Source organism: Azospirillum sp. A1-3 (assembly GCF_023806445.1).
Lineage (GTDB): Bacteria > Pseudomonadota > Alphaproteobacteria > Azospirillales > Azospirillaceae > Azospirillum.
In genome coordinates, this window is sequence record NZ_JAMSLU010000001.1 from 53,227 (window position 1) to 66,128 (window position 12,902).

General features: G+C 68.2%; 13 protein-coding genes. 10 read left to right on the forward strand and 3 right to left on the reverse strand.

Annotated features, from left to right (window positions below; genetic code table 11):
- Nucleotides 1–88: 88 nt before the first annotated feature.
- The 6 genes from M5E06_RS00235 to M5E06_RS00260 all read left to right on the forward strand — a co-directional run bounded on the left by M5E06_RS00235 (nt 89) and on the right by M5E06_RS00260 (nt 5,840).
- Nucleotides 89–628, forward strand: coding sequence for a DUF3576 domain-containing protein (locus M5E06_RS00235; RefSeq protein WP_109151329.1), 540 nt, complete (start codon nt 89–91; stop codon nt 626–628).
- Between the two features lie 72 nt (nt 629–700).
- Nucleotides 701–3,271, forward strand: a complete 2,571-nt coding sequence (leuS, locus tag M5E06_RS00240) for a leucine--tRNA ligase (protein ID WP_252136735.1) — start codon at nt 701–703, stop codon at nt 3,269–3,271.
- A complete protein-coding gene (lptE, locus tag M5E06_RS00245; protein WP_252136736.1) occupies nt 3,258–3,800 on the forward strand; it encodes an LPS assembly lipoprotein LptE in 543 nt (180 codons plus the stop codon). Before leuS ends, lptE begins: the two co-directional genes overlap by 14 nt.
- 18 nt (nt 3,801–3,818) lie before the next feature.
- Entirely contained in the window at nt 3,819–4,844 is a 1,026-nt protein-coding gene (gene holA, locus M5E06_RS00250) for a DNA polymerase III subunit delta (protein WP_252136737.1), read from the forward strand.
- A gap of 46 nt (nt 4,845–4,890) precedes the next feature.
- On the forward strand, nt 4,891–5,421 hold the full coding sequence (locus M5E06_RS00255; protein WP_252136738.1) for a tryptophan-rich sensory protein: 531 nt from the start codon (nt 4,891–4,893) through the stop codon (nt 5,419–5,421).
- Between the two features lie 80 nt (nt 5,422–5,501).
- Complete coding sequence (locus tag M5E06_RS00260; RefSeq protein WP_252136739.1) at nt 5,502–5,840, forward strand: GIY-YIG nuclease family protein; 339 nt, start codon at nt 5,502–5,504, stop codon at nt 5,838–5,840.
- A gap of 10 nt (nt 5,841–5,850) precedes the next feature.
- On the opposite strand, the gene M5E06_RS00265 is transcribed toward M5E06_RS00260, so the two are convergent.
- Nucleotides 5,851–6,888, reverse strand: a complete 1,038-nt coding sequence (locus M5E06_RS00265; RefSeq protein ID WP_252136740.1) for a lysine-2,3-aminomutase-like protein — start codon at nt 6,886–6,888, stop codon at nt 5,851–5,853.
- A 66-nt stretch (nt 6,889–6,954) separates the two neighbouring features.
- On the opposite strand from M5E06_RS00265, the gene M5E06_RS00270 reads away from it, so the two are divergent.
- The 3 genes from M5E06_RS00270 to irrA all read left to right on the forward strand — a co-directional run bounded on the left by M5E06_RS00270 (nt 6,955) and on the right by irrA (nt 9,994).
- Nucleotides 6,955–7,698, forward strand: a complete 744-nt coding sequence (locus M5E06_RS00270; RefSeq protein WP_252136741.1) for a glycerophosphoryl diester phosphodiesterase — start codon at nt 6,955–6,957, stop codon at nt 7,696–7,698.
- Between the two features lie 253 nt (nt 7,699–7,951).
- Complete coding sequence (locus M5E06_RS00275; RefSeq protein ID WP_252136742.1) at nt 7,952–9,349, forward strand: NAD(P)H-dependent flavin oxidoreductase; 1,398 nt, start codon at nt 7,952–7,954, stop codon at nt 9,347–9,349.
- Between the two features lie 222 nt (nt 9,350–9,571).
- Nucleotides 9,572–9,994 carry an iron response transcriptional regulator IrrA gene (gene irrA, locus M5E06_RS00280; RefSeq protein ID WP_252138496.1) on the forward strand — a complete coding sequence of 141 codons (423 nt, stop codon included), beginning with the start codon at nt 9,572–9,574 and terminating at the stop codon, nt 9,992–9,994.
- Between the two features lie 28 nt (nt 9,995–10,022).
- Here the strand turns inward: irrA and M5E06_RS00285 are convergent, their stop codons facing one another.
- On the reverse strand, nt 10,023–10,265 hold the full coding sequence (locus M5E06_RS00285) for a hypothetical protein (protein WP_252136743.1): 243 nt from the start codon (nt 10,263–10,265) through the stop codon (nt 10,023–10,025).
- On the reverse strand, nt 10,262–10,504 hold the full coding sequence (locus M5E06_RS00290) for a hypothetical protein (protein ID WP_109151339.1): 243 nt from the start codon (nt 10,502–10,504) through the stop codon (nt 10,262–10,264). The genes M5E06_RS00285 and M5E06_RS00290 overlap by 4 nt, the downstream gene beginning before the upstream one ends.
- A 228-nt stretch (nt 10,505–10,732) precedes the next feature.
- On the opposite strand from M5E06_RS00290, the gene M5E06_RS00295 reads away from it, so the two are divergent.
- Nucleotides 10,733–12,850 carry a sensor histidine kinase gene (locus M5E06_RS00295; protein ID WP_252136744.1) on the forward strand — a complete coding sequence of 706 codons (2,118 nt, stop codon included), beginning with the start codon at nt 10,733–10,735 and terminating at the stop codon, nt 12,848–12,850.
- Nucleotides 12,851–12,902 lie beyond the last annotated feature (52 nt).

Below are 12,902 nucleotides of genomic sequence, written 5' to 3' on the forward strand. Positions count from 1 at the left end.
CGTGGGGCCGTCCACTTATGGTCTGTTCACCGGCATTCCGCGCGTGACTCGCGCGCGGCATCCCCATTTCTGAACCGGGTTCCCGACCATGCGCCGTTCGACCGCCCTTCGCCTTGTCCCTGTACTGCTCGCGGCTTCCGTCTCGATCGCCGGCTGCGCAAGCTGGGGCGGCAAGACCGAAACCGTCGAAGAGCAGATGAAGAACAAGGACTACAAGTTCGGCAGCCTGCTCGGCACCGACGGCGGCCTGAACCTGTTCGGCAAGAACAAGCGCGGCGGCGACCAGGACAGCGCCGGCGGCATCGGCGTCAACAGCTTCCTGTGGCGCGCCTCGCTCGACACGCTGTCCTTCATGCCGATCGCCTCGGCCGATCCGTTCGGCGGCGTGATCCTGACCGACTGGTACACCCCGCCCGATTCGCCGAACGAGCGCTTCAAGGTCAACCTCTACATCATGGACCGCCAGCTGCGCGCGGACGGCGTCCGGGTGTCGGTGTTCCGCCAGCAGCGGACCGGCAACGACTGGCGCGAGGTCGCGGTCGGGCCGGAGACCGCCGGCCAGCTGGAGGATGCGGTGCTGACCCGCGCCCGCCAGCTTCGCGTCTCGCAGAACGCCGTCGCCCGCTGACGCGGCGACTAGCCCGGGGCGGTCCCCCGGGCCTTCGAGCATCTGGTACAACGGAAAAACGGCGTCGCGCTCATGTCGCGTTACAATGTCAAGGAAACCGAGGCGAAGTGGCAGGGCGTGTGGGACGGCAAGGGCTGTTTCACCGCGCGCGAGGACGCCTCCCGGCCCAAATACTATGTGTTGGAGATGTTCCCCTATCCGTCGGGGCGCATCCACATGGGTCATGTCCGCAACTACACCATCGGCGACGTGATCGCGCGCTTCAAGCGCGCCAAGGGCTTCAACGTCCTGCACCCGATGGGCTGGGACGCCTTCGGCCTGCCGGCCGAGAACGCCGCGCTGGAGAAGAAGGTCCACCCGGCCGCCTGGACGCGCGAGAACATCGCGACCATGCGCGGGCAGCTGAAGACGATGGGCCTGTCCATCGACTGGGACCGCGAGATCGCCACCTGCGACGTGGAGTATTACCGCCACGAGCAGAAGATGTTCCTGGATTTCCTGAAGGCGGGCCTGGCCTACCGCAAGGAATCCTGGGTGAACTGGGACCCGGTGGACAACACCGTTCTCGCCAACGAGCAGGTGATCGACGGCCGCGGCTGGCGCACCGGCGCGCTGGTGGAAAAGCGCAAGCTGTCGCAGTGGTTCCTGAAGATCACCGCCTATGCCGAAGACCTGCTGAAGGGCCTGGAGACGCTGGACCGCTGGCCCGAGCGCGTCCGCATCATGCAGGAGAACTGGATCGGCAAGTCCACCGGCGTCCGTTTCCGCTTCAAGATGAAGGGGCGCGAGGACGAGCTGGAGGTCTTCACCACCCGTCCGGACACGCTGTTCGGCGCCTCCTTCGCCGCGATCTCCCCGAATCACCCGCTGGCCGCCGAACTGGCCGCCTCCAGTCCGGAACTGGCCGAGTTCATCGCCGAGTGCAACCGGCTGGGCACCAGCGAGGAGGCAATCGAGACGGCGGAGAAGCGCGGCTTCGACACCGGCCTGAAGGTCGTGCATCCCTTCGATCCGTCGTGGGAGCTGCCGGTCTATGTCGCCAACTTCGTGCTGATGGAATACGGCACGGGCGCGATCTTCGCCTGCCCGGCGCATGACCAGCGCGACCTGGATTTCGCCCGCAAGTACGGCCTGCCGGTTCGTCCGGTGGTGATCCCGGCCGACGCCGATCCGGCGACCTTCGAGGTCGGAACCGAGGCCTATACCGGCCCCGGCGTGCTGCGGAACTCCGCCTTCCTCGACGGACTCGACACCGAGTCGGCCAAGGACGAGGCCGGCAAGCGGCTGGAGGCGGCGGGCCAGGGCGAGCGCACCACCCAGTACCGCCTGCGCGACTGGGGCGTGTCGCGCCAGCGCTATTGGGGCTGCCCGATCCCGGTCATCCATTGCGAATCTTGCGGCATCGTCCCGGTTCCGGACGACCAGCTGCCGGTCGTGCTGCCGGAGGACGTGACCTTCGACAAGCCCGGCAATCCGCTGGCCCACCACCCGACCTGGAAGCACACCAGCTGCCCGACCTGCGGCAAGCCGGCGCTGCGCGAGACCGACACCTTCGACACCTTCATCGAATCGTCCTGGTATTTCGCCCGGTTCTGCTCGCCGAAGACCGAGGATGCGGCCTTCACCCGCGACTCGGTCGATTACTGGCTGGGCGTCGACCAGTATATCGGCGGCATCGAGCATGCGGTCCTGCATCTGCTCTACAGCCGCTTCTGGACGCGCGCGCTGAAGACCTGCGGCTATCTGGATCTGGAGGAGCCGTTCACCGGCCTGTTCACCCAGGGCATGGTCAACCACGAGACCTACAAGGACGCCGGCACCGGCGCCTGGCTGGCCCCGACCGACCTGACCAAGAACGACAAGGGCGAGTGGGTCCGGGCCGACAGCGGCGCGCCGGTAAATGTCGGCCGCGTCGAGAAGATGTCGAAGTCCAAGAAGAACGTGGTGGACCCGGCGCACATCATCGGCACCTATGGCGCCGACGCCGCCCGCCTGTTCATGCTGTCGGACAGCCCGCCGGAACGCGATCTGGAATGGACCGAGGCCGGCATCGACGGCGCCTGGCGCTACATCAACCGCCTGTGGCGGATGGTGACCGAGGCGCCGGTGGAACTGCCGGCCGCCGGCACGCCGAAGCCGGAGTCGTTCGGCCCGAAGGCCGAAGCCGCCCGCCGTCTGGTCCACAAGACCATCGCCGGCGTGTCGGAGGATCTCGACAAGTTCCGCTTCAACAAGGCGGTCGCCCGCGTCCGCGAGCTGTCCAACGCGCTCGGCGAGCTGGACGGCACCGGCGAGGGCGAGGCCTGGGTCCTGCGCGAAGGCTTCGAGTCGCTGGTCCGTCTCGTCGGCCCGATGATGCCGCACCTGGGCGAGGAGCTGTGGGCGCAGCTGGGGCACACCACCCTGCTGGCCGACCAGCCCTGGCCGGAGGCCGACCCCGCCCTGGTGGTGGAGGACAGCGTCAAGGTCGCGGTCCAGGTCAACGGCAAGCTGCGCGCCACGCTGGAGCTGCCGCGCGACATGGACAAGGACGCGGCGGAGCAGGCGGCGCTTGCCGATGCCAACGTCCAGCGCGCCATGGACGGCAAGCCGGCGCGCAAGGTCATCGTCGTCCCGAACCGGGTGATCAATGTCGTCGTCTGATACCAGACTGTTCCGCCAGACCGCGGCGCGGGGGCTGTTCGCCCTCGCGCTCGGTCTGTCCGCCCTGTCGCTGTCGGGCTGCGGCTTCCAGCCGCTCTACGGTGGCCAGGGGGTTGGAGCCGCCGCGGCCGACCGGCTGATGGAGGTCGACATCGCGTCGATCCCCAACCGCGAAGGGCAGAAGCTGCGCAACCTGCTGATCGACAACTTCTATCCGTCGGAGCGGCCGAGCAATCCGCGCTACCGGCTGGATGTGGCGCTGTCGGCGTCGGAGCAGAAGCTGGCCCTGCAGAAGGACGCCACCGCGGTGCGCGCCCAGCTGCTGGTCAACGCCCCCTACCGTCTGACCGACACCCAGACCGGTCAGGTGGTGTTCCAGTCCAACTCGCGCTCGATGGTCAGCTACAACACGCTGGAGCAGCATTACGCTGCCATCGTGACGGTGCAGAACGCCTATGATCGGGCGCTCGAGGACATTTCCAACGACATCACCACCCGCGTCGCCATGTATCTCGGCCGCGGGTCCTGACCGGCCGGGGATGCACGGGTGAAGCTCCAGCCCAAGGCGATCGACGGTTTTCTGCGCAGCCCGGACCGCAAGGTTCGGGCGGTGCTGCTTTATGGCCCCGACTCGGGCCTTGTGCGCGACCGCGCCCAGACGCTGGGCAAGACGGTGGTGCAGGACCTGTCCGATCCGTTCCGCGTCGCCGAGTTCCTGGGGCGCGCGATCGCCGACGATCCGGCGCGGCTGGCGGACGAAGCCGCGGCGATCTCCTTCACCGGCGGCCGGCGCCTGATCCGTGTCCGCGACGCGGAGGACAACGCCACCGCCGCCTTCACCGCCTTCTTCGAGAATTTGCCGCCGGGCGACAGCCTTGTGGTGGTCGAGTCCGGCGACCTCTCGGCCCGCTCCAAGCTGCGGCTTCTGTTCGAGGGGGATGAGGCCGCCGCCGCGATTCCCTGCTATGTCGAGGAGGAGGCGTCGCTCGGCCGCGTCATCGCCGACATCCTGCATGGCCATGGGCTGACCGCCGATCCCGACGTGCTGAGCTTCCTGGCCGCCAACCTCGTCGGCGACCGCATGGTGGCCCGTGGCGAGGCGGAGAAGCTGGCGCTTTACATGGGCAGTGAAAAGCGCGTGCGGCTGGAGGATGCCCAGGCCTGCATCGGCGACAGCGCCGCCCTGTCGATGGACGAGCCGGTGTGGGCGGCGGCGGAGGGCGATTTCGCCACGCTCGACCGCTCGCTGGCGCGGCTGTTCGCCGAGGGCACCTCGCCGGTGCCGATCCTGCGCGGGGCCCAGCGCCATTTCCAGCGCCTGCAACTGCTCACCGCCCAGGTCGCCGCCGGCAAGTCGCCGGAGGCCGCCGTCGAGTCGCTGCGTCCGCCGGTCTTCTTCAAGCTGAAGACCCGGCTGGTCAAACAGGCGCGCCACTGGTCGCCCAACCATGTCCGGCAGGCGCTGGAACGGCTGGTCGACGCCGAGGCCGACTGCAAGCGCACCAACATGCCGGACGAGACGCTGTGCGCCCGCGTGCTGTTCCAGCTGGCGTCGCTGGGCGCGCGGCGTTAACGGGCGCTGACTTGACCATTGGGGGCGGCGCGCTATCTGGCGGGGCATGAGCCACGCCATAGACACCGCGCCACCGCCCGCCCCCTTCCGGGTGCGCTGGTGGCAACCCCTGCTGTTCTGGGTCATCGTCAACGCCTGGGGCTTCGTCGAACGCGGCGGCCAGCCCTTCGCCGGGCATCAGCCGTCACCCTTGCAGCCGCCGGGCTGGGTGTTCCCGGTGATGTGGTTCACGCTGAACGTCTTCCAGATCTGGGGCGACATCCGCCTGCTCGACCCGGCACGGCGAATCCGCAGCCGTGGCCTGCTGATCGGCCTGCAGGCGGTGACCTGGGTGATCTACGCCACCTTCAGCCTCGTCTATTTCACGCTGGGCAGCTCGATCCTCGCCGCGGCCTGGACGGTGTCCTTCTTCGTCATCACCTCCCTCTGCATCGCGTTGGTGGCGCGGGACGACCGCAGCATCGCGCTGATCTGGACGCCGCTGATCCTGTGGACCGGCTTCGCATCGGTGGTCGGCATTCACAACGCGCTGATCAACCCCGATCCGCTGTTCGGTACTTCGGCCCTCTGGGGATAATACCCGGATAAAAATCCTTGCATCGAATATCACCCGGGTATAACCAGTCGGGAACGATGATGCATGCGGGGAGGCTGGACGTGGTTGGCAAAGAGGATCGCAAGGCGGCGGTGGCGGCCTACAAGGAGCGCAAGAGCGTGGCCGGCGTATTCGCCGTCCGCTGTGGGGCTGCCGGTGCGGTGTGGGTGGGCGGCGCGCCCGATCTCGACAAGATCCAGAACCGCCTGTGGTTCCAGTTGAGGATGGGCGGCTGTCCGCACCGCAGCCTGCAGGCGGCATGGAACGCCCATGGGCCCGAGTCGCTGGCCTTCGAAATCGTCGAGCGTCTGGAGGACGAGGACCTCGCCTTCGCCCGCACAGCCGCGCTGAAGGCGCGGGTGGCCCATTGGGTGGCGGCGCTGGGGGCGGAGGCGATCTGAGGGCGAGCGCTCAGCCCCGGTAGTCGTGGACCCGGCCGGTGAAGTCGGTCACGCGATAGCTGTCCTCGCCCTCTGCTTCGATCCAAGCCGTGGCGGCGGGGGCCTTGCCGTGGCCGCCGGGGATGTCGAGGACGTAAGTCGGCTGGCACAACCCTGACAACTTTCCACGCAGGCCGGTCACCAGCGCCTGCCCCTCCGCCAGGGTCGGGCGGAAATGGCTGGTGCCGGCGGCAAGATCGGGGTGGTGCAGGTAGTAGGGCTTCACCCGGTTGCGGACGAGCCCGCGGAACAGTGCCTCCAGCGCCGCATGGCTGTCGTTGATGCCCTTCAGCAGCACGGTCTGGCCGACCAGCGGGATGCCGGCCTCAACCAGCCGGGCGAGGGCGGCGCGCACCGGCGGGGTCAGCTCGTCGGCATGGTTGATATGGACGGCGACCCAGGTGGCGAGGTCGGGGGCGGTCAGCGCCTCCAGCAGTTCCGGGGTGACGCGCTCCGGGTCGGCGGCGGGGATGCGGCTGTGCAGGCGGACGATGCCGACATGCGGCATGGCCGACAGCGCCTGGACGATTCCGCGCAGCCGGCGCGGCGACAGCAGCAGCGGATCGCCGCCGGTGATGACGACCTCCCAAACCTCCTGGTGATCGCGGATGTAGGCGAGTGCCGCATCCAGCTCGTCGGCGGTCAGCGCCTCGCCGCCCGGACCGACCATCTCGCGGCGGAAGCAGAAGCGGCAATAGACGGCGCAGGCATGCAGCGGCTTCAGCAGAACCCGGTCGGGATAGCGGTGGACGATGCCCTTCACCGGGCTGCGCGCGCCGTCGCCGATCGGGTCTTCCAGCTCTTCCGGCGTGCTGTACGCCTCGGCGGGGGAGGGGACGTACTGGGCATAGAGCGGATCCTGCGGGTCCGTACGTCCGGCCAGCGTCTCGCGCAGGTACGGGGTCAGTGCCACGGCATAGCGGTCGGCGACCGTACGTACGGCCTCGCCGGCTTCCGGAGTCATCAGCCCGGCGGCCACCAGATCGGAAACGCTGTGCAGGGCCTTCATCGCTCTTTCCCGCTTCGACGGAATGGGTCATGTAGGAAAGCGACCGCTCTTACTCCTGCGAGACCCATGCTGTCGACTCTTCCCCGCCTGATCGGCCACCGCGGCGCCAAGGAAAGCGCTCCGGAAAACACCCTCGCCTCGATCCGCGAAGCCGCCCGCCAGGGCGCCCGCTGGGTGGAGGTGGATGTCATGCTGACCCGCGACCAGCGGCCGGTGCTGATCCATGACGATACCTTGGACCGCACCACCACCGGCACCGGCGCCGTGCCGCTGTTGGATCTGGCGGCGTTGCAGCAGCTCGACGCCGGACGCTGGTTCGATGCCGCCTTCGTCGGCGAACGGGTGCCGACGCTGGAGGAGGCGGTGGACCTGATCCGCGAATTGGGACTCGGGCTGAACCTGGAGATCAAGCCCTATCCGGGGCAGGAGGAGATCACGGCGGAGGTGGCGCTGAACACCCTGCGGCCATTGTGGCCGTCCGACCGGCCGCTCCTGCTCTCCAGTTTCGAGGTGCCCTGCCTGGAGGTGGCGCAGCGGCTGTGGCCGGAGATCCCGCGCGGCTATCTGCTGTGGGACCCGCCGGCCGATTGGGCCGCCATCGCCGACCGCATCGAGGCGGCAACCCTGAACGTCGACCAGAGCCGCCAGACCGCCGACAGCGTGGCGGAATACCGTGCCACCGGCCGGCCGGTGCTGTCCTACACCGTCAACGACGCCGAGCGTGCCCGGACGCTGTTCGGTTGGGGCGTGTCGGCGGTGTTCACCGACGCGCCCGGCCGGCTGGCGCGGGAACTGGGGCCGCTCGCCTGATCGGGCGCCTGATGATCCGCCGGGAGACCGGTCGATACGCTGACGCTTCCGTTCGCGACTGCGGCAATTCATGAACGTTTTTTGCGCGGGGGGATGAATCCGCTCGTAGGGCGCGCCAATTCCTCATATATAGAACCGCACTGGCGATCCCGCCGGAACCCACGCGGATTCCGGTGGAGCCTTTCGTCGTCTGGTATCCGCCGCTTTGGTCTGGCGTCCCACGGGATGCCACGTTCGGTCTTTGGAGGGTTCGTTGAAGGCGTTGAAGCCGTTGCCGATGTCCGGCCGGGAGGTTCTGCCGCTCGTCGAGGGTGGCAAGGGTATTGCCGTGTCCAACGGCGAAAGCTCCGGCGCCTGGGCGGCGGCCGGCGGGATTGGCACCTTCTCGGGTGTCAACGCCGACAGCTATGATGAGAACGGCAACCTTCTGCCGCAGATCTACAAGGGCAAGACCCGGCGCGAGCGCCATAACGAGCTGATCGCCTTCGGCATCGAGGGCGGCATCGCCCAGGCGCGCATCGCGCACGAGACGTCGAACGGCAATGGCCGCATCCACATGAACGTCCTGTGGGAGATGGGCGGCGCCGAGCATATCCTGCACGGCGTGCTGGAAGGCTCCCAGGGGCTGATCCATGGCGTCACCTGCGGCGCCGGCATGCCCTACAAGGTGGCCGAGATCGCCGTGCGCTACGGCGTCCATTACTACCCGATCGTCTCTTCGGCCCGCGCCTTCCGCGCGCTGTGGCTGCGCGCCTACCACAAGTTCCGCGACCATCTGGGCGGCGTGGTGTACGAGGATCCGTGGCTTGCCGGCGGTCACAACGGCTTGTCCAACTCCGAAGACCCGCAGAAGCCGGAGGATCCGTTCCCCCGCGTCCTGGCCCTGCGCCAGATGATGAACAGCTTCGGCCTGAACGACACCCCCATCGTGATGGCGGGCGGCGTCTGGTGGCTGTCGGAGTGGGAGGACTGGATCGACAATCCGGACCTGGGTCCGGTCGCCTTCCAGTTCGGCACCCGTCCGCTGCTGACCCAGGAGAGCCCGATCTCCATGGCGTGGAAGCGCAAGCTGGTCGCGCTGCAGCCGGGCGACGTCTTCCTGAACCGCTTCTCCCCCACCGGCTTCTATTCGTCGGCGGTGAAGAACCCGTTCCTGCTGGATTTGATGGGGCGGTCCGAACGTCAGGTCGCCTATCTGTCCAAGCCGGTGGGCGAGCATTCGGCCGAATTCCCGGTCGGTCCGCGCGGTCGCCCGGTCTATGTGACCGAAAGCGACAAGCAGCGCGCCGAGGGCTGGCTGTCCCAGGGCTTCACCACCGCGCTGAAGACGCCGGACAGCACGCTGGTCTTCGTCACGCCCCAGCAGTCCGAGAAGATCCTGCACGATCAGGTCGACTGCATGGGCTGTCTGTCGGCCTGCGGCTTCTCCAACTGGGCGCAGAACGAGGAGGGGACGACGGGCAAGCGTGCCGATCCGCGCTCCTTCTGCATCCAGAAGACGCTCCAGGCGGTCAGCCATACCGACGACTGCGAAAACCAGCTGATGTTCGCCGGGCACAACGCCTACCGCTTCGCCAGCGATCCCTACTACAACGACGGCTTCATCCCCACGGTGAAGCAGCTGGTTGAACGGATCGCCACCGGTTACTGACCGGGCGCATCATTGGACGGGCAAGGCCGCCGGCGGGAGACTGCCGGCGGCCTTTGCATTCGTCCGACGCGCGTGTGCCGTCCGGTTGACGTCGGTGCGACAATAACTTGCGTGGCCTTTCCGAATGGTTTTACAGTTGAACGGATTGCGGCCATGTGCCGCGGTTCCGTCCCGGACCATGTGTTCGATCCCGATGTCGACAGTACGGGGGCCACGCCCATGATGACCGCCGAACGTCCCTTCAAGCGAGTCCTCGACCGGCTGAACGGTGCCGGTCTGCGCCCGACCCGCCAGCGCCTCGGCCTTGCCCGGCTGCTGTTCGAAGGTTGCGACCGGCACGTCACCGCGGAACAGCTGCATGGCGAGGCGCTGTCCGCCGACCTGCCGGTGTCGCTGGCGACGGTCTACAACACGCTGAACCAGTTCACCGCCGCCGGCCTGCTGCGCGAGGTGGTGGTGGAGGCGGGGAAGTCGTACTTCGACACCAACACCAGCGATCACCACCATTTCTTCGTCGAATCCACCGGCCGGCTGGAGGACATCCCCGCCGACCGGCTGATGGTGCAGAACCTGCCGGACGCTCCGGCCGGCACCCGCGTCGCCCGTGTCGACGTGATCGTCCGCCTGATCCAGGACGATTGCTGAACCTGCTTTTACCGATCCGGTTTCGCGCTCAGTTCCTGTCGGCCGGCCCTGGTTCGGCGGCTTTGGGCGCGCGGTCGACGAAGGGCCAGCGCATGAAGGCGAAGACCCAGACCGCCAGAACGTTGATGTAAGGGAACAGCAGCAGCAGGATCCACAACGGGCTGCGCCCGGCCTTGGCCAGGACCCAGCCGCCGGCGATCAGCATGTACATCGTGACGATCGAGCCGATCAGCAGTTCCCAGAAACCCAGATGGATCACGGTCTCCGTCATGCCGTCCTCCGTGCCTTGACCTTGCGCGCCTGACGCGCCGGCAGGACCGGCCAGCGGCTGTGCGCCATCACGCCGATCGGAACGACATGCCCGAGCGGAACCAGCGAGAACAGGGCCCACAGCGGCGAGAAGCCGGCCCGCCGCAGAATGCGCGACAAGGGCCAGACGATGGCGATCTGGAACAGCATCAGCCCCAAGAACGGCCCCTGTGTCAGGCCACCGATGAAATCCTGCAGCATGCCGGTCCGGACCCTCCCTCGCATCGTCGTCGGGCAGAGAAGCGCGGGCGGGCGGCTTTGTCGAGCCAAACTTTTCCCGAACCGGGCATCATGCACCGCATTGCAACTTCTGCACGGATCAGGGGTGTGCGAACGTGAAATGTCCCGCATCGGCATGCTACAGTTTGCCGCGTCCGGCCTGTCCGGCTTGACGTCGTTTCAGAATTCAGATGCGGCGGACCATTCTCTTTGACGGATCTCTCCGAACCGGACGGTGGCGCGCACGGGAGACGGTGGCGCTTATCGTCCCTGCCGCCGGTCGCCGCGTTGCGCATCGGCCTGCTTGTGGCGGTTATCGCCGGCTTCTGGCTGGTCGCCTACGCCGACCTTGACCGCGCGCGCGACCGGGCGATCCAGGACGGGCTGCGCCAGACCGCCAACCTGTCGATCCTTCTGGAGGAGGATGCCCGCCGCGTCATCGTCGTTGCCGGCTATTCCCTGCATTCGATGGCGGAAAGCGGACGCATCACCGCTCATCTGCTGAGCGACACGGCAGAACCGCCGGGCGTGGAGTCCGGCCCCGGACCGGCCCTGCGGAGCATGCTGATCGTGGAGCGGGACGGGCGGGTGCGGCAGGCCGCCGGGCTGGACGATCCGGCCTCGGTCGCCGGAACCCCGCTGGGCGACGCGGTGCGCGACGGTTCGGCGGCCTTCGTCGGGCCATACCAGACGGCCGACGGCGGCTGGCGGGCGGCCATGACCCGGCCGTTGACGGACGGCAGCGGCGTGGCGGTGGCGGTGCTCGACCTCGACCGCTTCACCCGGCTCTACGCCAGCCAGACTATCGGGCCGCTCAGCATCATCCTGCTTTATCGCGAGAACGGCGCGGTCCTGGCCTATTCGCGGACCGGTCTGCGGCTGGACCAGGACCGCGCCGCCTTCGCCGCCTTTCTGCCGCGGCTGCCCGTCGGGGAAGCCGCGCGGACGCTGTCCGGCTTCGACCCGGCGGAAGGGCGCGAGCGCATCGGCACGGTCCGCCGGGTGGCGGGATTGCCGCTGTACGTCTATGTCCGCATCCGCACCGATGACGTGCTGGCCGGCTGGTACAACGACCGCTGGAAACGCGTCCTGGAAACCGCGGCGGTCTCGGTGGTGGTGACGCTGCTGGCCCTGCTGGCGTTGCGGCAGCTCGGTCGGCTGGAGACGACGACGCAGGCGTTGCGGGCCAGCGACCGGCGGTCGCAGGCACTGTTCGACAGCAGTTTCCAGATCATGGGGTTGCTGTCGCCGGATGGTCGGGTTCTGGCGCTGAACCAGCCGGCCTGCGCGCTGGCCGGGTTGCCGGCCAAAGCCCTGGTCGGGCGCCGCGCCTGGGAGTTCCGCGGCTGGGCCCGCACCGACGAGCTGGCGGCGGGATTCCGTCAATCCATCGAAAAGGCGGCGGCGGGCCGATTCGTCCGCTATGAGACCGACGTGGTCACCGACGGCACGACCCGCGTGATGGACGTGACGATCAAGCCGGTGTTCGACGACCGGGGCGCCGTGACGGTGCTGGTGGTCGAGGCGCGCGACATCACCGAACGGGTGGAGGCGGCCGCGCGGCTCGCCGCGGCGCTCGATCAGGCGGAGGCCGCCAACCGCGCCAAGAGCGCCTTCCTGGCGACCATGAGCCACGAGCTGCGCACGCCGTTGAACGCCATCATCGGCTTTTCCGACATCATGCTGCACGAGCTGTTCGGCCCGCTGGGCAGCCCGCGCTACCGCGACTATGCCCGCCATGTGCAGAACAGCGGCCGGCACCTGCTCGACCTCATCAACGACGTGCTGGACATGTCGAAGCTGGAGGCCGGGCGCTACACGCTGGATGAAAGCTGGCTGGAACCGGCGGCGGCCATCGAGAATTGCCGGGCGCTGGCCGCGGTGCCGGCCGATGCCGGCGGCGTGCTGCTGGCGGTCGACTGCGCCCCCGGCCTGCCCGGCCTGCTGGCCGACGAGCGCGCGTTGCGGCAGGTGCTGCTGAACCTGCTGTCGAACGCGGTGAAATTCACCCCGCGCGGCGGCCGGGTGACGGTGAGCGCGGCGCAGGAGGAGGACGGCGGGATCGCCATCGCCGTGCGCGACACCGGCATCGGCATTCCGGCCGAGGCGCTGACCCGTATCCTGGAGCCTTTCCAGCAGGCCGACAGCAGCATCCCCGGACGGTTCGGCGGCACCGGGCTGGGGCTGTCGATCTGCCGCGACCTGATGGCCCTGCATGGCGGAAGTCTGTCGATCGACAGCGAACCGGACCGCGGCACCACCGCCACCATCCGCTTTCCGGCGACCCGCGTCGGCCCGCCGGTTGCGGCGGACGGGTTGCCGGCGTAAGCCTGTCGCCAATCAGGTTTGTTGGCTTTGAGGCGGATCGAAAGGCGGACGA